Here is a 21098-nt window from a genome sequence, read left to right as displayed (position 1 = left end):
TCAAGTCAAAAAATAAATATACGTTGCAACAACCCATGAAAACCCAACATCTGGATTTTTTAATTCGTTCCTGGGAAACGCGCGATCGCGCTGAGGCGTTCTATTTAATTAGGGATGTTTTAGCAGAGTACGGTTTAAAATGCGAACCTCACGGGGCCGATCGAGATGTCTATGATGTAGAACTACATTATCATAATCAAGGCGGCGAATTTTGGGTAGTTGAACGCCAGGGTAAAATAGTGGGTACGGCGGCTTACTATCCGATTGAGCGCGGAAATAATGCTGTGGAAATTCGCAAAATGTATATTTTGCCAGCAGCAAGAGGACAAGGTTTGGGGAAATTTTTACTGCAAGAATTGGAAAGTAAAATTATTGCTCGCGGCTTTGAGGAAATCTGGATAGAAACTGCCAGCATTCTCAAAGAAGCTGTGAAAATGTACGAAAATAGTGGATATCTACCGACAACTGGTGTGGAGACGCCAAGGTGCGATCGGGTTTACGTAAAATCTCTAGGTATAAAAAAGCTATAATAAGGTTTGGTTTTTGTAAACAATGATTAATTTACTCAGCTTCAATCCACAACAGCAAATAGTTGTTTGGCGAGGCATTTCTGCCTTAATTTTCTGCCTTACTTTTGTACTGATTGGTTATTTTTTGATAGCGCTGCCCCTACCCCTATTAAATACCCCAGAGTCGCGCCTAATTTTCAGCCTTCGCTGCCAAATTTTTCCGGTACTGATGTTATTTGCAGGCATAGTTGCAGTTGGTAATGGTAGATTTACCAGCCCAGCCATCAACCCTTTAGCGAATGCCGAATCAGAAGCAATGCGGATTCATTTGCGTTATCTGAACAACACTCTAGAGCAATTTGTGCTGTTTTTTGTAGGCAGTTTAATCCTTTCTACCTTTTTAGATACTTACAGCATCAAGCTGATTCCAATTTTGGCAACTTTGTTTGTTTTGGGAAGAATAGCGTTTTGGATAGGCTATCTCAAAGAGCCGATAGAACGAGCTTTTGGCCTGGGAGTTACTCTGTATCCTACTATTGCCGTACTAATTTATGATGCCTACCGCGTACTATTTTTCAATAGCTGAGGTATTTGAGATTTTTTGGAAATAAGACTTATGCTTTGATTAGTCCTGTGAAACCCTAAAACTATGAGAAAAACAAATGACTATCCGCACAGAAAACTCTCAATCTCAAAATCATGCTACCAACAAATTGCTAGACGGCCCTAAAGAAGCTAGAGTTGTTCAGACAGTGCAGGGACTTTTAAATCCTCTGTATTATTTAGATAGTAATTATCAGCGCTACGGCGATTTTTTTACCAGCAAATTCAGCAACTTTCCGCCCCAAGTAATTATTAGCAATCCTCAAGCAATTCAAGAAATTTTTACATCCGATTCCCAACTCTTTGAATCCGGTACTGTAAATCAGATAGGGCTACCTTTAGTAGGATCGAATTCGTTATTTTTATTAGATGGCGCTCGACATTTGCAGCAGCGCAAACTTTTAATGCCACCTTTTCACGGTGAACGCATGAAAGCTTACGGACAAATCATCCGCGATACAACCGAAAAAGTAATTAATAATTGGACTCCTGGTAACTCGATTATCGCGCAATCAACTATGCAGGAAATTTCCTTGGAAGTAATTCTGCACACGATTTTCGGGCTGAGCGAAGGAGAACGCTACCAGCAAATTCAGCAATTAATTACTAATATGTTTAGCCTGTTTAGCAATCCATTAAGCGCTACCTTTTTGTTTATCAAGTCGTTGCAAAAAGATTTAGGTGCTTGGAGTCCGTGGGGAGGATTTATTCGACAAAGACAGCGTTTAGATGAACTGCTTTATCAAGAAATCCGCGATCGCAAAACTCAGTCTGAACCATTGGGCGAAGACATCCTGAGCTTGTTAATTTCAGCTCGTGACGAAGCGGGACAGCCGATGAGCGACGTTGAATTGCGGGATGAATTAATGACAATCTTATTCGCAGGACACGAAACTACAGCCACAGCTTTAGCCTGGGCTTTGTATTGGATTCACTACATCCCAGAAGTCCGTGAAAAACTGCTGCAAGAACTCAATTCTATTGATGTCGAAAATTGCGAGCCGGCGGAAATAACCAAACTCCCATATTTGAATGCTGTATGTTGCGAAACGCTGCGGATTTATCCGATGCTATTTTTTGCATTTCCGCGCCTTCTGCAAGCTCCGATGCAGTTAATGGGTTATAAGATTCCCCAAGGAATGATACTTTCCACCTGCATTTATTTGGTCCACCATCGACCGGATATTTACCCGGAACCACAATGTTTTAAACCAGAACGTTTTCTAGAAAGGCAATTTTCGCCTTACGAATATTTGCCGTTTGGGGGAGGAAACCGCCGCTGTATTGGCACGGCATTTGCAATGTTTGAAATGAAGTTAGTAGTGGCGAAAGTGCTGTCACGATACTCTTTAGAACTTGCAGAAAATCGCGCGGTTTTGCCCGTACACCGCAGTTTTACAATGGCACCGGCTGGTGGTGTGCGTCTGGTGGTAAAGGGTAGGATTTGAATCCTATCAAATTCGGTCGTTCGAGCACAGATGATATGATACCGATACAAGGGGTTTTAATTTATATTTTGCCGCAGAGGAATCTCGATCGCAAATTCGGAACCTTCTCCCAGTACAGAATGGCAAGAAAGCTTGCCGCCGTGTTTTTCTACTATAATAGAGTGCGAAATCGCCAATCCTAAGCCAGTTCCTTTACCAATGGGTTTAGTAGTGAAAAACGGGTCAAACAAGCGCTTTTGCACATCTTCGCTCATGCCAGGGCCGCTGTCAGCTATCCAGATGGCAACGCTGTTATTGTCGGTTACTTGGGTGCGAATCGTAATTGCGAGATTTTTGGCGGTGCGATTGGGTTCCTTTATCTCCATTTCCAATGCGTCTAGCGCATTGCTCAACAAATTCATAAATACTTGATTTAACTGACCGGGATAACATTCAACTAAAGGCAAATTACCGTATTCTTTAATCACATTAATTGTCGGGCGATCGGCTTTATGTTTCAGGCGGTTTTGCAAAATCAGCAGCGTGCTTTCAATGCCTTCGTGAATGTCAACTTGTTTTTTTTCTGCTTCGTCAAGTCTTGAAAAAGTTCGCAGGCTCAAAACTATGTCGCGGATGCGATCGGCTCCAACTTTCATAGATGCTAAAATTTTCGGTAAATCTTCAATAAGATAATCAATTTCAAAGTCTTCCCTTGCATCTACAATTCTTGCGCTAGGCTGCGGGTATTCCTTCTGGTAAAGTCGCAGCATTTTTAGCAAGTTTTGAGTGTATTCGCTGGTGTAGCTGAGATTGCCATAGATAAAATTAACCGGGTTGTTAATTTCGTGGGCGACACCTGCTACTAACTGTCCCAAACTAGACATTTTTTCACTTTGAATTAATTGAGTTTGGGTACGTTGGAGTTCGCGCAAAGTTTCTTCTAGCTGTTGAGTTTGAGCTTGAGCTAGTCGGGCCGCTTTGCGGGTTTGGGTGTAGAGTTCGGCGTGGTCGATCGCGATCGCAATTTGAGCGACCACCGCTTGCATCAGTTCGACTTCAGAGTCGCTCCAATTTCGCACGGACAGGGTTTGATAGCAGGTAATCACCCCAATATCGCCGGCAGCAGTATGAATTGGCAGCGACAGCACTGAGTTAAATTTTGAAGCCTGGAAAAGTTGGCGCAATTCTACATCTTCAAAAGTGCTGACATCATCAATTCGCAGAATTTCTCGCCGCAAAATCTGTCGCACAGCAAAACAAGATTTGTCGTCTATAAGATAAGTGCCGAGAATACTCGGCAAATCTGCATTCTTGGCTTCAAAAGTTACGTCCCAAACCGGAGGATTGTTGTTGGGGCGATACCAAGTGAAAATGCACCAATCTAGGTACATCAGATTGCGAATTTCTTGAACTGCGGTTGCTAAAATTGTGTCTAAATCTAAAGAAGTGCGGATTTGGTTGGCAATTTGATTGAGCAGTTGTTCTCGCTGAGCTTGCTGTCTGAGGGCTTGTTCCGATCGCACTAAAGTTTCTTCTGCAAGTTTGCGATCCGTTAAATCTTGGAGGACTGCTTGGATAATTTTTTGATTTCCCACTTCGATGATTGTCAGCACGACTTCTGCGGGAAAATCAGTACCGTCTAAACGCCGGTGAACCCAATCAAAGCGGTGGTTTCCCCGCTCAAAAGCGAGATCCATCATTTCGTTAACCAAGCTCAAAGAATCTCTGCCGTTGGGTTGGAAAGGAGGCGAGAGTTTGCCAGGGTTTTGGCCGTACAACTGTTGCGCGGTGGTGCAGCCGAATAGTTTTAGGGTGGCTGTGTTGGCATCGGTGATGGCATTGTCACATAACATAAAAACAGGCAAACTGGTTAATTCGTAGAGCGATCGAAATTTGGCTTCCGACTGCTGCAATGCGGCTTCTGTTTGCTTGCGATCGGTAATGTCGGCAACCATTGCCAAAGCGCCCACATAGCGTCCCTGTTTGTCGGCCAATGAATTAGTAGAAACCATCGCCCACAAGTCGCTGCCGTCTCGGCGACGGAACTTAAAATCGAGCTGTTCGCGAATTCCTTCACGGCGGCGTTCGAGACTGACTTGTGCGAGCGCGATGCCTTCTGCATCCATGAAAGCAAATAGGGGCTGTCCGATCATTTCCTCTGGAGTGCAGCCGAGCATATCGGCCATTTTTTGGTTGACAAAAGTAGTTTTACCATCCGTATCTATCATCCAAATTCCTTCGTCTGCTGTCTCGACAATGCACCTGTATTTTTCCTCGCTTTCTCTGAGCGCTTCTTCTGCTAATTGGCGAGCCGTAATGTTTTGAGTCATTAGCAATCCGCCGATAATTTCTTGCCGTTCATTTCTGACTGGCAAAGCATAACCGAGGTAAACGCGATCGCTGTAAAAAATTTCTGTAACAACTGTTTCTCCTGCCAGTGCCGCCCGATAAGTTGGCTCCAGCTCAGCGCAAACATCTGGCTTGAATACTTCCCAGATTGTCTTGCCTTCCATCAATTCTTTGGAAAGCCCCACTGCTGCTAATTCTGTACCTTCTACCAGCGTGTAACGCATTTCTGCATCGAACAACATTACTGCACCGTTAGGAAAGTTGCTTGCCATAGTGCGGTAAAGCTGTTCGCTTTTTTGCAGCGCAGCTTCTGCTTGTTTGCGATCGCTAATGTCAACTACGACTGCACCTATGCCGAGAGCCTCGCCATCTTTGTCTAGCAATGGAAAATAAGAGCCTGTCAGGTGTCGGACAAACCCAGGCTTTCTGGGATTGTCACCACTGATATCGATATTAATTAAGGGTTGTTTTGTTCTCAAAATTTGTTCGTACAAAGGCTCTATTATTGGAGCCATATTCGGCAATATTTCGCGTACAGTCTTGCCGATGTGAGCTGCTGGACTCAGGCAATTTATTTCTGCTAATAATTGATTAATTTGCACGTAGCGCAATTGCGAGTCCAAAATGCAAAGTCCCGCCGGCGCCTCCTTTAAAAAGGCATCAAATAGTCCTTGTCTTTGTGCTAATTCTTGTTCTAAAGCTTTGCAAACGCTGAGATCTGTTAAAGAACCCATCATCCCCACAACTTCTCCAGTGTTGTCTTTCAATAGCGAGAGCATCAGGTGCGAGGAAAAATTTTCTCCCGATTTGCGACGTGTGATAACTTCAATTTCATGCTCGCCTTTTTTGTGTAGCGGCTTGATGACTTGTTCTAACAAAAATTCTTGCTGTTCGGGCGGGTAAATTAGAGAAATGTGCTGTCCGATAACCTCAGTTGCTTGATAGCCGTATAACTTTTGGCAGGCTTGATTCCAAATGGTGATCGAGCCGTCCATATCTGTAGAAATTACCGCCTCGTGAACTTGGTCGATAATTTGACTTTGGAAACGTAATTTTTCTTGAGTTTGTTCCAGTTCGGAGATTTTTTCTTCGAGTAGTTTCTGAGTTTTTTCCAGTTCCGCAGTCTGCTTTGTCAGCAATTTTTCCAGATGTGAATTGCCCTGCGGGGGCGCTGATTCCAGGGGAGCGCTATTTTGATCCCGATTATTAAAGATTTCTTCAACACTTAGCCAAATCGCGCACTGTCCCTCTGTTTCAATTGCCCGCTCGGAAACTCGCACGGGTACGAGGTGGTTGTTTTTATGTTTGTATGCTGCTTCGCACAGGTGCGTGTGGCTATTTTTTGCTTGACATTCTAGATATTTTTCTGGGCGGGCGCACTGTGTTTGCTGAATTTCCCAGTAGTTGAGGTGAAGAGTTTCTGCAACTGTGCGGCCGATAATACTTGCAAAAGCTGGATTTACGTCGAGAAAAGTCCCGTCCGTCCGGCACAATGCCAGCCCGATAGGGCTGAGTTCTAACAATTGGCAACGGGAGCGATTGCGCTTGGCTTTTCCTAACTGGCTTTGCATCTGACCTAGCTGGACTTGGTTTATTTAATTATATCTTTTTATCTTGTTTATTGCTGTGAGTTTTATCCTTAATTAAGAAAGAGGGAAGAAGGAAGTTCGGCAACGAGCCGTCTACGGAATTTAACAAATGTAACGGATGGATGCTGAGGTTGGAGGGAAGAAGGAAGAGGTTGGAGGTTAGAGGTTCGAGGCAAGTTCGGCAACGATCCCTGTACGGGATTTAACGGATGGATGTTGAGGAAAAAGACAAGATGGGGAAACAAAAATGAGTAATAATCAACGGGGAGGAGGAAAGAGGGAATGAGAAGAAACCAGAAAAATCACAAAAGAAGAAGTACAAAACTGGTACAAAGACCATTAATTTATACATGATATCTTCCCTCCAACGTTCTTCCTTCTTCCTTCTTCCTTCCTTCCTTCTTCCTGACATCCGTTACATCCGTTACATCCCGTACATTGCTCGTTGCCGAACTTCCTTCTTCCTTCTATTAATCGCGGGCAATACCTTCGGATCTGGCAGCCAACTGCACTGCACCGGCGACAGCAATGGCAACTCTTTCGTCAAAAACAGATGGTATAATGTGTTCTTTGTCAAGCTGGGAAGGGCTGACTAAAGAGGCGATCGCGTAAGCTGCTTCCAAATACATACTGGGCGTAATCGTGGTTGCTTTGCAGTCTAAAGCACCTCGAAATATCCCCGGAAATGCCAAAACATTGTTAATTTGATTCGGGTAGTCGCTGCGTCCGGTTGCTACGATCACCCCATCCTCCACAATTAATTCTGGCTGAATTTCAGGAATGGGATTTGCCATTGCAAAAACAATGGGATTCTCGGCCATCGAACGCACCATCGACCGGGTGAGCACGCCGGGGGCGCTGACGCCTAAAAATACATCCGCACCGGCGATCGCATCTTCTAAAGTACCGCTCGAAGGCACAGCAAATTCTAGTTTTTCTGGGTTCATATCCGTGCGGTCTTGGGAGAGGACGCCTTTGGAGTCGCACATGATGATGTTTTGGGCACCTGCTTTGCGCAGCAACCGGGCGATCGCGACTCCGGCCGCACCGGCTCCGTTAATCACGATACACACTTCTTCTATGGATTTTTTCACAAGTTTCAAGGCATTAATTAATGCTGCCAAACTAACAATCGCAGTGCCGTGCTGGTCGTCGTGAAAAATGGGAATATCTAAGGTTTCCCGCAATCTGGCTTCGATTTCAAAGCAGCGGGGAGAAGAAATATCTTCGAGGTTAACGCCGCCAAAAACCGGGGCGATATTCTGCACTGTGCGAATAATTTCATCGGTATCTTGGGTATTCAAACAGATAGGAAAGGCGTCAATACCTGCAAATTCTTTAAATAGCATGGCTTTGCCTTCCATGACTGGCAGTGCGGCGGCAGGGCCGAGGTTTCCCAGTCCCAAAACTGCGCTACCGTCGGTAACAATGGCAACAGTATTTTGTTTGATTGTGAGGTTATAAACTTGTTGCGGGTCATTAGCGATCGCAGTGCAGATGCGGCCGACTCCAGGGGTGTATGCCATTGCCAAATCCGACTGGCGTTTGAGGGAAATTTTGCTAATTACGCTGATTTTTCCGCCGCGGTGCAAGTTGAAAGTGCGATCGTACACGTCGATCACTTTGATATCTGGCAGTTCTTTCACTGCTTGGAGTATTTCTTCATTGTGCTCGGTGCTGTAAGCATCGACGGTGATATCGCGAACGGTAGTGGCGCGCGTTTGCTCGATCAAGTCGATTTGGCCGAAGTTGCCGCCGACAGATGCGATCGCGCTGGTGACTCTGGCCAGCATTCCAGGCTTGTTGGGCAGAGCAACGCGAATTGTTAAACTAAAGCTGGGGTTCGGTGTCAGTTTTACCATGATGCCTTGATTTGAGATTGGAGATTTCTGAATTTAGATTTTAGATTGAATCGCTAATTTTATCTATAAATTTTCATTATTAAAATTTTCAACTTAAATTTTTCACAAACTCTGTTTGCGGCTGGATGCGATCGCACTGCTATTCCAGCGTGCCACTGCGAAACTCATCCTCTTTTTTTTAGTTAATCTTTGCTCTGTGTATGGCTTGTGACTCGCCCACAAACAACTTATTTTCTGTCAAATACCCAGCGAACCGTGAATATGAAGTACGGGGCTAGAAACCCGGTTTATACAAAAACTTTGCGTTAGTAACGAGAAATATACGAATAAACCGGGTTTCTGAGGTAAAGGTGCGCAAGTCTTATCTATTTTGGAGAATATTTCTGCTTATTATGAACACTAGCAGATATTTCGCAAAACTCTATTTTCCAGCGATAACGCCTAATTCCTGCTGCTGTCTTTTGAAGCGAGATGCCCAGAAGGGTTGGTGCGGCTTTTTGGCTACCGACTTTGGGGGTACAAATGTAGATGCACCGCTGTTTGAGCCGGCAGGTAAAAATCAGATCGACCGATCGCATCGACTGACAAGCAGGTATTTGATATATATATTGCCTGCTTGTTTAACACGGGAACATCTCATATTTGTAAAAACCCTTCTTCGGGCTCCTTCCTTCTTCCTCTTTCCTTCTGCCTCCTGCCTCAAAACTGAGATTTCTAGCTGGGCTGCAAAAGTGAGATGCTCCCGTTTAATACTTACCTTCGATAGCGAGTGCCACCTGGCAAACGAGCGAATTACCTGCACCCTTTGCCCGATAATTCTAGGGAATGTAACTAATAGACAATCTACCCCGCGCCGACACAGGGACAGTTTCAGCCCAGCCTTGCACAGTTGCTGGTTGCTAACTGTCAATTTTACCGATCGGCCGCAGCATCGGCACATAGAATAGTAAAGAATTTGCAAGCCAGACAATCCGGGGGAACTTTTTCTAAGTCTTGCATATCGACCGATTTCTCTGCTTCGCTGCCGGGGGGAACTATGCACAGGGCAACTTGTCCGACTCCAGCCATGAGTTCGCCAACTCGCTCCAAAATACTGTCGATTTTTTCAATTAGTTGCTCTGCTGCATCCAGACTCGGCGCGATGATGAAAAAAGTTTTGACTCCATCGGGACAAGGGGCGAAGCCGAGGGTACACTCTCCTAATAGTGCTTGGGTGGAGAGACTGAAACCGTCGTAGAAGCGATCGATTACTGCTTGATAAAAGGCTTGGGTCAGGGAACGATCGCCAAAAATAGGTTGAGATAACATAACTACTTCCTTTCGTAGGATTTTTGGGAGCCTTAAAAAAATTTTAACATACCTTAATGTAAGGGATTTAACAAAATGATCTAGCGATCGAGATCATTGACTAGATGTGATAATTTTTAATTTGTGCAGCGATCGCAACTGTGATAAAATGTACTGTGTGTTAGCACTGCCAGTGCTTTCGATCGCATCAGCACCTCAAAGCTAAGTACAAAATTTCCTAGTAGTTGGGGAGAGGGTCAGAGGGCCAGAGGGAGAGTGGGAGAGGGAAATTACGTAAGTAGTAAGAGTATTATTGGCAAAAAGTGCTGAATCTAGAGTTTAAAATAAACATCCAATCAAAATATTAAACATGAACTCGATCGCCCAACAGTTAAAAACAAAATTTGAAAAAGCATTCACCGCTGCATTCGGCGAAAGTTATGCAGGTGCAGATCCGATGCTAGCCGCCGCCAGCAATCCCAACTTTGGGGACTTTCAGTGCAACGCGGCGATGAGTTTGGGGAAAAAGTTAGGAAAGCCCCCACGGACGATCGCCTCAACAATCATCGAAAACCTAGATATTACCGACATCTGCGAAACCCCAGAAATCGCCGGGCCAGGTTTTATCAATTTGAAGCTCAAACCCGCTTATTTGGAAGCGCAAATTAGTGCGATCGCCGGCGACTCGCGTTTGGGGATTGAACCGGCGAAAACGCCTCAGACAATCGCGATCGACTTTTCGAGTCCGAATATAGCCAAAGAAATGCACGTCGGACATTTGCGATCGACAATCATCGGAGATGCGATCGCCCGCACCCTCGAATTTCAAGGCCACGACGTACTCCGAATCAACCACATCGGCGACTGGGGCACCCAATTCGGAATGCTGATCGCATACTTGCGCGAAGTTCACCCCGAAGCCCTCACAACCGCTGACGCCCTAGACTTAGGCGATTTAGTCGCATTTTACCGCCAAGCAAAACAGCGCTTTGACACAGACGAAACCTTCAAAGAAACCGCCCGCCAAGAAGTAGTAAAACTGCAAGCAGGCGCAGAAGACACCCGCCGCGCTTGGAAATTGCTGTGCGATCAATCCCGCCGCGAATTTCAAGTAATATACGACTTGCTCGATATCAAATTAACCGAACGCGGCGAATCGTTTTACAATCCATTATTGCCCGCAGTAGTCGAAGATTTAACCAACTTAGGTTTGCTAGTAGAAAGTGACGGCGCAAAATGCGTTTTTGTAGACGGTTTCACCAATAAAGAAGGCGAACCACTGCCACTAATTGTCCAAAAAACCGACGGCGGCTACAACTACGCCACAACAGATTTAGCAGCAGTGCGCTACCGCATCCACAAAGACAATGCAAAGCGCTTAATTTACGTCACAGATTCAGGGCAAGCAAACCATTTTGCCCAAGTATTTGCAGTTGCCAGAAAAGCAGGTTGGATTCCTGAAGATGTCGAAATTGTCCACATTCCCTTCGGTTTGGTATTGGGAGAAGACGGCAAAAAACTCAAAACTCGTTCTGGGGAAACGGTGCGGTTGCAGGATTTGTTAGATGAGGCGATCGTCCGCACGCGCCAAGATTTGGAAGAGAGATTAAAAGCCGAGGAAAGACAGGAAACTGAGGAATTCATTGCTCACGTATCTCGAACAATTGGTTTGAGTGCCGTTAAGTATGCAGATTTAAGCCAAAATCGCGCCAGTAACTATATTTTTAGTTACGACAAAATGCTCGCATTGCAAGGAAATACCGCTCCTTATATGCTGTATGCTTACGTGCGCGTGCAGGGAATTCGCCGCAAAGGTGAGATTAATTTTGATAACTTAGATGCTGGTGCGAAAGTGATTTTGCAGTCTGATGCCGAGTTGGTATTGGCAAAGCATTTATTGCAGTTGAATGAAGTTGTGAATGCTGTTGGCGGCGATTTGTTGCCGAATCGAATTTGTCAGTATTTGTTTGAATTGAGTCAAAAGTTCAATCAATTTTTTGAGCAATGTCCGGTTTTGAAAGCTGAAGAACCGTTGCGGACTTCGCGGTTGATTTTGTGCGATTTGACGGCGAGGACTTTGAAGTTGGGTTTGGAGTTGTTGGGGATTAAGGTATTGGAAAGAATGTAATTTTTTAACCCCTTTGCACTCACGAACCGCCTCAAGTCTTGAACTATACCGATGCAACCAGAAATCATATTACCCGAAATCTGGACACGGCAGTGCGGTTTCCCTACAATTAATCAGGCGATGGTTATATGTCTCATCGAGTGCTCATGATTATTTTGGGGTAGGGAAACGGCATTGCCGTGTCCAGAGTTGCCGTGTTTTCGATGATTATATCCGATCGCTGAAATTCATCGGCAAAGTAAACCTTAATTGAAGGAGAATATTCTGTAAGCGCGATCGCGCTTAACTTAGTGCCCTTCAATCATGGATTTATGGGTTTATGGCAACTTTTATCACACCATCTCGTTGATTGCCGAATAATTCATACGCTTCTTTTATTTGATCTAGCTTAAACCTGTGCGTGATCATAGGTCTCAGGTCGGCACGAGCGGACTGTATGATATTTATCAGCCGCCGCATACGTTCTTTTCCACCGGGGCAGAGACTGGTAACAATTTTCTTATCTCCGATACCGGCGGCAAAGGCATCTACAGGAATGGTAAGTTTTCCAGAATAGACTCCTAGACTCGATACAATTCCGCCGGGTTTAACCACACGCAAACAGGCTTCAAAGGTTTCCTGAATACCGAGTGCTTCAATCGCTACATCTACACCGCGACCATCAGTCAAATCCATGATTGCTTCGACTGGATTGCACTCTTTATAGTTTAAAACAATGTCGGAGCCAAGCATTTGGGACATTTTCAGGCGTGTCGGATTGCTGCTCACGGCAATGATTTTGGAAGCACCTCTGAGTCTGGCACCGACAGTTGCGCTCATACCAATTGGTCCTTGGGCAAATATGGCGACTGTATCACCAATCTTGATATTTCCGCTTTCGGCACCACTGAAACCTGTACTCATAACATCTGGACACATAAGCACCTGTTCGTCGGTTAATTCGTCAGGTATGGGAGTCAAATTGGCGATTGCGTTCGGCACTAGCATATATTCCGCCTGAGAACCATCAATGGTATTGCCGAAGCGCCAACCACCCAGTGGCTTACCGCCGCACTGCGCTTGGTATCCGTCAAGACAGAAATTGCACTGACCACAAGGAGTTATAGCACCAGCAAGAATACGCTGTCCTATTTCATAGCCGTGAACTCCTGCGCCGAGTTCTGCAATGACGCCAACTGGTTCATGTCCTAGTGTCCGTCCAGGCTGGACGGGTACTTCACCTTTGAGTATATGAACATCTGTGCCACAGATTGTCGTCGTGGTGATTTTAATCAGTGCATCAGTAGGCCCAATCTCAGGAATTGGTTTTTCTTGAATTTCGATTCGCCCTTTTTCTACAAAAACGGCGGCTTTCATCTTTCGCATAAATTTTTTACACAATTTTTAAGATGATACTATGTAACATCAATACAGCGCTTTTCTTTCTGCGCGTCTCCTTGCTCCCCTATTTGTGACTGCAGTTCGGCTTGTATCCCTCTTTTGCCACTTTGGGGTGAAACCTTGAATCTTCACGGGCTGTATCCTCGAAAAATCGTCAATTTATCAGAGAGTGATGAAAGAGCGCTACGTCCTAACCGCCGGGGCGGTTGCTATAACGCTTACAGAGTGGGAGGAGCAAGCGTTTCAGGAGGAACTTGGTAGGAGTGAGCCAAAGGCACAGGAACAGGTTATGCAGATTGTTACCAGTTGGATGCAGACAGGGATTGAGCAGGGGAGACGCGAAGGAATTCAGGAAGGGATTCGCCTTGGCAAAGTTTCTCTGGTGATGCGTTTGCTGCATCGTCGTCTGAGAAAGGAAAAACAACCGTAAACGATAATTGCGCTGAAATTCATCAGCAAAGTAAACCTTGATTGAAAAAGACTCACTCTGCATCAATACCTTCCCACAGTTCCGATACAGGTCTAGTTTTTCCTGTCTTTATTTCCAGCCATGCTTGCCGAAAGCTTTCTTCTGGAGATGGGAGTGCTTCTTCGTCTTCGTTAGCAAGAACAATAACGCCCACTCTGCGTCCAGCAAATTTTTCGGATAGGGCGAGAATCTATTCCCAAGTTCCCTCTAGTTCTCACAGTTGTGATGTCATTGCTTTTACTTATTTGGCAATTTAAATTTACTTAATTGTAGCGCCTCTCTAAAATGAGGGTTTACGGCTTTTTGTTAACAATTAAGGTTTCCAAGATGCTTTTAAACATTGTTACGACAATTTGGCGATCGTTATCTGTGACAAAAATATCGTAATTAGGACTTGAGTTAATTTCAATTAACCAATATGCTCCGTTTTTATCTAGCGCGATGTCAAACCCAGCATAATTAATCGCCATTTCGGTAAAAACAGGTTTAACAAAATCTTCAATCTCAGACATGAGATTTGGGTTAATTATATGTTTGGCTTTTGCACCTTCCCAGTGCAGCGGGCTTAAATTCCCCGCAAATTTAGCCTGAGATTTGTCTTTCTCGTACAGCAAAACTAGCTTTTCTTTGCAGAATACAGCCCGATATTCGTGGGCAATTTCGATGTATTCTTGAGCTAGCCCCACATAGTCATAATCTTTGCTGTTGACATTAAATATAATTTCTAGCGCTGCTTTAATTTGCTCTCTACTTTCACAGAAAAAAACATTGTTGCCACCAGCACCGCGATTTCTTTTGAGAATCACCGGGAAAGCAATTTTTTTGTTTACTTCTAAAACTATTGATTCAATATCTGGGAAACTCAAATACTTTTTATACTTATCCTCGCAGTGAGGCGAGACAAAACCGAGAGTTCTGGGAGTATTTATTTTGCCGTTTAATAGTTGATAGGTATATTCTTTGTCTTTAAAAATCTCTGCTACTGACGCGCTGTTAAATGCCGTCATGTAATTGACAAAATAATATTCTTCGCCGCCCTGTTTGAGTCTAATCAAGTTTTGGGAAGGATGCAGGATTTCGTAAGGGATATTTAATTCCTCACAAGCCGCCAGCAGGATTTGAATATTGGTTAGCATAAAATGTAACTTAATTAGAAATTAATTTTAAAGATTTGAGATTTGAGAATCGCTTCCAAATCTCAAACCTCAAATTCGTTAGCGCAGCCCTCGAAGAGGATCGCACTTTTATCCAAACAACCGCTGCTGCCCGTTTGCCGCATCTTTCCCGGCATAAATCTCGCGCGTTCCCTTGGGAATATATATCCAATCGAATTCTTGCAAGCGGTTTGTCAAATTGGAAATGCTCACTCCCAATTCATCTCTCATTTTGTATAAATGCGACCACTTAGTTAAATCGCGTCCCTGTCTTTTTTCCTCCAAAATACACCGAGGCATCAACAAACAGCTTGCAAAATATTGCGCTTGCCATTCGATCGACAAAACCTTATTATCAGCACTCGCACCCCGACAAACAAACGGTTCCTCGACATCCTGGGCGCTTTTTCCTTCATTGCCCAAGTTTAATTCCAACTGTTCCACAGTGCCGTCTGCTTCGTCTTGATTGACGTGTAGCACCCAGTGGCCAATTTCGTGGGCGATCGTCGATTCGATGAAACCCGGCGGTTTTTCGAGAATCTGTTCGTTGATTTCGATTAACCGCTGCTGCGGCAAAATCCTCGCCGCGATCGCACCTTCTTCATCCGGCTCAATGCACTCCCAAACTACGCCCAAATCCAGAAAATCAGCAACCGTTGTCGCATCAAAAGGCCATCTCGGAGCAAAATTTTGCGTTTTCTGCATCTGCATCAAGATGTCATTTGCCAAACGCTCGATCGATTCTTTGGGATAGAAGCAATACGGCTTAAAAATACTCACTATGAGGGGCCTCTCTTACGCTTCAAAAGACTGTTTGAGCCAATCTGGATTTTCTTGCATTCGGCGGAAAAGAGCCTGCATTTCCTTCGGATTCTGCTTCAGCAGCGCTTCGTACTGCTGCGGCAGCCTCCCCGCCAAGAAAATCAATTCCTCTTCGTTTATGTCTAGATTCCGCGCTAATGCTCGGATTACCTCCTCTTTTGGCGCATAATCCGCTCGATCGTTCTCCAACTTAGACAAATAAGTAAAATCCACACTTAGCATAGCAGCTAGCTCACGTTGTGAGTAAGCTTTGTCCTTGCGAGCTTGACGGATCAGTCTTCCAAATGTTTGTTCCACGGTTTTTCGCCTCCTGACAAGCATTCTAGCCTGTTTTGATGAAAAGTTCAACAAAATACTTGACGGGAAAATCAACCCGCGCTACCATGAGTTTAGTTGACGGTTTAATCAACCCACTAAGCCTGACTGGTAGGGTTAAGGGTGCAAATTAGCCTAGCTCACACGCTACATATAGCGTCGTCAACTTCAGAGGAGTGAGAAGCGCTGGGCGTCAAAACGCTTGTACGCAGCAAATAAGGAGGAGCAGATAGCAAATGCTGAGAACCTGGACAGACACGCATTACAAGCTCGAAGACGATGACTGGCTATACATCGCCACCCACGAAGAACAAAGCTCAGCCTCACTGGTTTGTCCCGGCTATGCGCGGGATGGCGAAGGCTTCAGCATCCACTTCACCCCAGCGCACCTAGAAACGTTAGAGCATTTGCTCGCCGCGCTGCGGATTATCAAAGCTCAACAAGAGGCGATGCTTGAGTATACCTATCCAGAACCAAAAGCGACAACACATCTCATTCGGTAATCAATCGAAGGAAGTTCGGCAACGAAGTAGTGTACGGGATTTAACGGATTACCAATTTCCAATTCTCAATTACGAATTCCCTGTAAAGCAATAAAGAACTAAGGAAAAACGAACAATGACTAAAACACAAGAAAGACCTACATTTTCAGTATTTGGTGCCAAACCGAGCAATGCTTTGCTAGTACCAGAAATCCCGATCGCAGTACGTAACAATTGCCAGGCCGGCCAGTGGACAATTGGCGATACAGACTACGGTTCCAAGTGTTCCATGACAATCCTCAAATTCTCCAAATTCTTCGGTTCCCTCGGTCAAACTTCCCACACATTGTGGGGTCAACTCTGGTTTGTCGCAGAAAGTGGCGAATTGCCGCAAGGAGTTGTCATGGTGACCTACATCAAAAACCGCAGCTTGAACGATTTTAACCGCTTGGTAGCATCAGTTCAATCTCGCGGTGTAGAGCCTGCCACAGGAATTTTTATTCCCGAATTTGTCAAACATTCCGGTCAGAAACCAGATGATAGCGGAGTAGTAAAACCTATCAACTACTACAGCTTGAAATGGTCCTGGAACGAGCGGAAAGATTGGGCGGTTATCGACCAAGCCGCAGCAGTTTTGTCAGATTCTAGCAATCAATCGCGGATGATTGATTTAGAAGGAACAAAAGCTATGGTGTGTTTAGATAACCTGCAGGCACAGCAAGTTGCCTGCTTGATGGCTGCTCACGCTGGCGGTGAAAGCGATGCTATGGCTTTGAATTCCAACGGCAGTATGTCGCTACCGCCAGCCGAAGACCAATTAACTGCTGACTTGTTCTAATTTTGTTGTAAAGGCGCGATTAAATCGCGCCTTTACCATAACTGTTACAACAGAGTGAAATGAAGAAATTAACCAAGCTGAAAACCAAACCAAACCTGCAAGAAAGCCGTTTGAAAGAGAATCTTGAGCTGCTCGATCAAATTCGAGCCGACGCAGTTAACGACATCGAAAGTCTCACCGAAAATTTCCAGCACATGACTTTAGTTGCCGAATCTGTCCAGCGGAATTACCGAGCTTTGTTAGCCGAAAATCAACTGCTAAAAGGCACACTTTTGAGTATAATTGATGAGTGCTGCTGCGGGCAAGGAAATCGGTGCGATCGCTGCTGGAAACTTCTCAAAACTCTAGGTAGTGCCAACGCAGAAGAAAACCCCGACCCAGCCAGAAAATATCGATCCATTCTCAGCCAACTCCGCAACTTAGAATAACTGAAAAGGTTTCAATCAAAAGTCTCGACAAGTTAGAATCAGGAGAAGCAAACATTATGATAATACCAAGTGCCAAGGATAGCAAAGCCCAAATTTTGCAAAACTTTCAGCAGATTTTAGCAGACAAAAAAAAGATCGAATCTAAAGTCGAAACCAAAGAACAGTCAGCCGAAAAAGCCAAAAACCAACAACTCCTCGAAGTCGCCTCCACCTACACAATTGACAGCATCGTCAAAGGCTTAGCAGACTTACAATTAGATTTTGGCAGCATCACCAGCGGACTTTCCGAAAAACTGAAGGCGGAATCTTCAAAATTAGACGAATTCAAACGCGCGATCGAAATTGAAGCGGCACAATTGCAAGAGTTGCAGCAAATCAGAGTTGTAGCAGACGCCCTCCACATTTTAACTCAAGAGCACCGAGAAAAATTGACCCTGCTGGAACAAAACGCTGCTAACCAACGCGAAATTATCGAAAAAGACACGACCCAAAAACGCAAGGTTTGGGAAAAAGAACAGCAAGAATTTGATGCAGCAGTTCAAGAAGAAACTGCACTCATAAGTAAAGAGCGTCAGGAAGAAACAGCCGATTACCAATACGAATTACAGCGCACCCGCCAAATCGAAGCCGACGAATACGAAGAAACGAAGCGCAAACTAGAACGGGACTTGCAGCAATCTACTCGCGAAAAAGACAAAAATTGGACACAGCGCGAAAAAGTCCTCAGCGACAATCAAGCGGACTTTGAAGAGAATCAAAGAAAAGCCGCCGGATTTGAAGAAGAACTCAAACAGGCTTATGTCAAAGCCAAAGAAGAAGCAATTCAAGAAGTTTCCCGCGAAGCTAAAGTCAAGGCAGATTTAGTGGAGAAAGAGTGGGAAGGAAGCAAGCAGGGATATGAATTGAAAGTCCAATCTCTACAGCAGACAATTGGGCGACAAACCGAACAAATCGCCGAAATTTCCGCGCAACTGCAAGCTACGATGAAGCAAGCGCAAGATTTGGCAATGAAAGCTTTTGCCAGCAAAGCTTAAAACCCAGTAAGGTGTGCAATACACACCTTACGAAAAAATGACAGAAATTTTCCACGCTATTCAGAAATGAAAAGTCATGAACAAAAAAGTTAGCGACAAAAGCACCAAGGCTGAAATCTTAGAAGCGTACAAGGAAGCAGCGCAAGAAAAAGCGCAGCTAGAATCGCAAATCCAACTGTTAAACGCTTCCCAAAAGCAAACATCAGTCCCCGATAAACCTATTGTGGAGGCAGCAAAACCAATGACTTTAACTCAAAATCAACAAAAAATGCAGTCCACAATCGACAATTTGATTTTGCTGCAATTTGGCTTTGGTGGGGCTGTCAGCGAGTTGTCTGAAAAATTAACTTCAGAAGCTGCTAAAGTCGAAGAATTGCGGCGCACTGTGGGCGAGGAAGTTCAACAACTGCAAGATTTGCACAGTTTAGAAGATATTGCAGAAGATACGCTGGACAATTTAATTCAACAGTACGAAGAAAGCGCCAAAACTTTTGCTGGCGAACTCAGCGAACAGCGCGAAACAGTTGAACAGCAATTGTTGGAACGCCGACAAGCTTGGGAAAAAGAGCAGGAACTCCAAAAGTTGGCAGTTAAAGAACGCAATGAAAATAAGCAAAAAGCTCGCCAGCGGGATGAAGAGTTGTATGATTATGATTTGAATCTTCAGCGAAATCTGGACATCGAAGAATACCAACAGCGCCAGAAAAGGCTGTATCAAGAAATCGAAGAGTTTCAGCAAGAACAGGAGAAACAGTGGGGGGAACGCGAAAAATCTATTTCCGAACGGGAAAAGCTTTATGCTGAGGTGAAAGCGAAGGTAGAAGCTTTCCCGAAAGAACTGGAAGCTAATATCAAGAACGGGAAAGATAACGGCCGCAATATTGGCAATTACCAAGCTAAAGTTAAGGCTGATTTGTCTGCTAAAGATATCGAAGGGCAAAAGCAAAATTATGAACTGCAAATTCAAGGGATGTTGCAGACAATTCAAAATCAAGATGCGCGCCTTGCTAGCTTGTCGAAACAACTGGATTCTGCTTTGAAACAGGTTCAAGATTTGGCGGTGAAGGCGATTGAGGGCTCATCGAATTTGAGTTCTTTCCAAGCAGTCAGGGAAATTGCGATCGAACAAGCGAAGACTCAGCAGAAAAATAAGTAGATCGGGCTCGGCGGTTGAAACTGGGGCTACACCAACGAAGTAGATAAGAGTCGGCGGTTGAAACCGCTGCATAGAGTCAAACTCTCGTTAGCGGAGGTGGACTGAGAGAAGTAGGGTGCGCCTCGGCGCACCTTACGCTATTTTGAGAAAAAACTAGCTTTCCTTAGTGGAGTTTTCAAACTGTCCACTCGCTGCGAGTCTTGCTTGAGGCTCAAACCCTCTCTACAACGTTGAAATATTTAGTAAAAAGCCCGATCGCACTGTTCACTTATCGAAACTGTCCCTTCCTCTCCTGACCGCTTCACTCACGCTATCTATTCTTTAAGTTAATGAACCAAAAGATATATTTGACTTAGAGGCACTATGCAGAAACAAATCATACGCCAAAAAGATACTAATGCTTGGATACTTCAGTGCTGGGTTTCTTTTATTGTTGCCCTTTCCGCAACTACTGTAGGTATCATTTATTTACAGGTAGACCCCTGGCAGAAAGCTTTTATGGGTATGGGTTTAACTTTTTCAGTCGGCTCGTCTTTTACTTTAGCAAAAACCATTCGCGATAACAACGAGGCAACAACATTAACTGCCAGAATCGACGAAGCTAGAGTGGAGAAAATACTCGCTGAGCACCATCCTCTCAAATAAATTTGACTATACAATGTATACAAAAAACAGCCCGCGCGGGCTGTTTTTGTTGTTTGAGCCACAGGTTTCAAGCTGCGGATGGGAATTGGGGATTTCAATGGCTACCTTTGAACTTACGATCGCGCAACTTATTCTTTTGTCGCTGGCGAACACCGGCCTGAACTGTCGCCAAATCCACCGGAAAACCAACTAAAGGAATCACCTGATCCTTGCGTTCTTCTTCCAGATTCTTGAGTTCGGTGTAATCAACCCAGTGAATGCAATTCACCGGACAAGTGTCGATCGCCTCAGCAATCAACTCTTCAGAATCCCCGTCTTGTCGAACTACGCGCGATCGACCGTAATCCGGTTCAATATAAAAAGTATTGCGAGCAACGTGAGCGCAGTGCTTGCAGCCAATGCAGGTAATCTCATCAACATAGACACCTTTTTGGCGCAACACGCCGCCCAATTCCGGTTCCAAACCAGAGCGATCGGGCGCATCCCGCAAAAAACCTCCCAACTCCGGCTCTAAACCAGAGCGATCGCTTGCTGTATCTATTCCGAGTCCAGAAAGCTCAGACATTTAGACCCCCACAAGAGTAAATAAGTCCGCAGAGGCGGACTTTGATGAGACAAGAT

The 21098-nt window shown here is 44.7% G+C and carries 20 protein-coding genes; 11 read left to right on the top strand and 9 right to left on the bottom strand.

Annotated features, from left to right (window positions below; genetic code table 11):
* The first annotated feature begins 35 nt into the window (after window positions 1–35).
* The 3 genes from QUB30_RS04945 to QUB30_RS04935 all read left to right on the top strand — a co-directional run bounded on the left by QUB30_RS04945 (window position 36) and on the right by QUB30_RS04935 (window position 2560).
* Window positions 36–530: a GNAT family N-acetyltransferase gene (locus QUB30_RS04945; protein WP_333185653.1), complete on the top strand. Its 495-nt coding sequence runs from the start codon at window positions 36–38 to the stop codon at window positions 528–530.
* A 22-nt stretch (window positions 531–552) separates the two neighbouring features.
* Window positions 553–1095 (top strand): MAPEG family protein, encoded by a 543-nt coding sequence (locus QUB30_RS04940; RefSeq protein ID WP_333329874.1) that lies wholly within the window; start codon window positions 553–555, stop codon window positions 1093–1095.
* 76 nt (window positions 1096–1171) lie between these two features.
* Window positions 1172–2560, top strand: coding sequence for a cytochrome P450 (locus QUB30_RS04935; RefSeq protein ID WP_333329873.1), 1389 nt, complete (start codon window positions 1172–1174; stop codon window positions 2558–2560).
* A gap of 56 nt (window positions 2561–2616) precedes the next feature.
* Here the strand turns inward: QUB30_RS04935 and QUB30_RS04930 are convergent, their stop codons facing one another.
* The 3 genes from QUB30_RS04930 to QUB30_RS04920 all read right to left on the bottom strand — a co-directional run bounded on the left by QUB30_RS04930 (window position 2617) and on the right by QUB30_RS04920 (window position 9647).
* Window positions 2617–6459: a PAS domain S-box protein gene (locus tag QUB30_RS04930; RefSeq protein WP_333329870.1), complete on the bottom strand. Its 3843-nt coding sequence runs from the start codon at window positions 6457–6459 to the stop codon at window positions 2617–2619.
* A gap of 488 nt (window positions 6460–6947) precedes the next feature.
* Window positions 6948–8339 carry a malic enzyme-like NAD(P)-binding protein gene (locus QUB30_RS04925; RefSeq protein WP_333329867.1) on the bottom strand — a complete coding sequence of 464 codons (1392 nt, stop codon included), beginning with the start codon at window positions 8337–8339 and terminating at the stop codon, window positions 6948–6950.
* A gap of 912 nt (window positions 8340–9251) precedes the next feature.
* Window positions 9252–9647: a hypothetical protein gene (locus QUB30_RS04920; RefSeq protein ID WP_333329864.1), complete on the bottom strand. Its 396-nt coding sequence runs from the start codon at window positions 9645–9647 to the stop codon at window positions 9252–9254.
* Window positions 9648–9996: 349 nt separating this feature from the next.
* Here QUB30_RS04920 and argS point away from each other — a divergent pair, with 349 nt between their 5' ends.
* On the top strand, window positions 9997–11754 hold the full coding sequence (argS, locus tag QUB30_RS04915; RefSeq protein ID WP_333329861.1) for an arginine--tRNA ligase: 1758 nt from the start codon (window positions 9997–9999) through the stop codon (window positions 11752–11754).
* Between the two features lie 309 nt (window positions 11755–12063).
* Here the strand turns inward: argS and QUB30_RS04910 are convergent, their stop codons facing one another.
* Window positions 12064–13110 (bottom strand): NAD(P)-dependent alcohol dehydrogenase, encoded by a 1047-nt coding sequence (locus tag QUB30_RS04910; RefSeq protein WP_333329858.1) that lies wholly within the window; start codon window positions 13108–13110, stop codon window positions 12064–12066.
* Window positions 13111–13423: 313 nt separating this feature from the next.
* Between QUB30_RS04910 and QUB30_RS04905 the strand changes: the two genes are divergently transcribed.
* Window positions 13424–13564 (top strand): hypothetical protein, encoded by a 141-nt coding sequence (locus tag QUB30_RS04905; protein ID WP_333329855.1) that lies wholly within the window; start codon window positions 13424–13426, stop codon window positions 13562–13564.
* A gap of 52 nt (window positions 13565–13616) precedes the next feature.
* Here the strand turns inward: QUB30_RS04905 and QUB30_RS04900 are convergent, their stop codons facing one another.
* The 4 genes from QUB30_RS04900 to QUB30_RS04885 form a co-directional block, all read right to left on the bottom strand.
* A complete protein-coding gene (locus QUB30_RS04900; RefSeq protein ID WP_333329852.1) occupies window positions 13617–13757 on the bottom strand; it encodes a hypothetical protein in 141 nt (46 codons plus the stop codon).
* Between the two features lie 139 nt (window positions 13758–13896).
* Window positions 13897–14739: a YheC/YheD family protein gene (locus QUB30_RS04895; protein WP_333329849.1), complete on the bottom strand. Its 843-nt coding sequence runs from the start codon at window positions 14737–14739 to the stop codon at window positions 13897–13899.
* A 108-nt stretch (window positions 14740–14847) separates the two neighbouring features.
* A complete protein-coding gene (locus tag QUB30_RS04890) occupies window positions 14848–15537 on the bottom strand; it encodes an ImmA/IrrE family metallo-endopeptidase (protein WP_333329846.1) in 690 nt (229 codons plus the stop codon).
* Window positions 15538–15552: 15 nt separating this feature from the next.
* Window positions 15553–15876, bottom strand: a complete 324-nt coding sequence (locus QUB30_RS04885) for a helix-turn-helix domain-containing protein (RefSeq protein ID WP_006634885.1) — start codon at window positions 15874–15876, stop codon at window positions 15553–15555.
* A gap of 254 nt (window positions 15877–16130) precedes the next feature.
* On the opposite strand from QUB30_RS04885, the gene QUB30_RS04880 reads away from it, so the two are divergent.
* The 6 genes from QUB30_RS04880 to QUB30_RS04855 all read left to right on the top strand — a co-directional run bounded on the left by QUB30_RS04880 (window position 16131) and on the right by QUB30_RS04855 (window position 20477).
* Window positions 16131–16397 carry a hypothetical protein gene (locus QUB30_RS04880; protein ID WP_006634886.1) on the top strand — a complete coding sequence of 89 codons (267 nt, stop codon included), beginning with the start codon at window positions 16131–16133 and terminating at the stop codon, window positions 16395–16397.
* A gap of 115 nt (window positions 16398–16512) precedes the next feature.
* On the top strand, window positions 16513–17214 hold the full coding sequence (locus QUB30_RS04875) for a hypothetical protein (RefSeq protein ID WP_333329842.1): 702 nt from the start codon (window positions 16513–16515) through the stop codon (window positions 17212–17214).
* Window positions 17215–17273: 59 nt separating this feature from the next.
* Window positions 17274–17642 (top strand): hypothetical protein, encoded by a 369-nt coding sequence (locus tag QUB30_RS04870; RefSeq protein ID WP_333329839.1) that lies wholly within the window; start codon window positions 17274–17276, stop codon window positions 17640–17642.
* A 56-nt stretch (window positions 17643–17698) separates the two neighbouring features.
* Complete coding sequence (locus QUB30_RS04865; RefSeq protein WP_333329836.1) at window positions 17699–18676, top strand: hypothetical protein; 978 nt, start codon at window positions 17699–17701, stop codon at window positions 18674–18676.
* A gap of 76 nt (window positions 18677–18752) precedes the next feature.
* Window positions 18753–19832: a hypothetical protein gene (locus tag QUB30_RS04860; RefSeq protein WP_333329833.1), complete on the top strand. Its 1080-nt coding sequence runs from the start codon at window positions 18753–18755 to the stop codon at window positions 19830–19832.
* Between the two features lie 363 nt (window positions 19833–20195).
* Window positions 20196–20477 carry a YiaA/YiaB family inner membrane protein gene (locus QUB30_RS04855; RefSeq protein ID WP_172189332.1) on the top strand — a complete coding sequence of 94 codons (282 nt, stop codon included), beginning with the start codon at window positions 20196–20198 and terminating at the stop codon, window positions 20475–20477.
* A 94-nt stretch (window positions 20478–20571) separates the two neighbouring features.
* On the opposite strand, the gene QUB30_RS04850 is transcribed toward QUB30_RS04855, so the two are convergent.
* A complete protein-coding gene (locus tag QUB30_RS04850) occupies window positions 20572–21042 on the bottom strand; it encodes a ferredoxin (RefSeq protein WP_333329831.1) in 471 nt (156 codons plus the stop codon).
* Window positions 21043–21098 lie beyond the last annotated feature (56 nt).

Source organism: Microcoleus sp. BROC3 (assembly GCF_036702515.1).
In the GTDB taxonomy this organism is placed as follows: domain Bacteria; phylum Cyanobacteriota; class Cyanobacteriia; order Cyanobacteriales; family Microcoleaceae; genus Microcoleus.
This window is presented reverse-complemented; position numbering and strand designations above follow the sequence as displayed.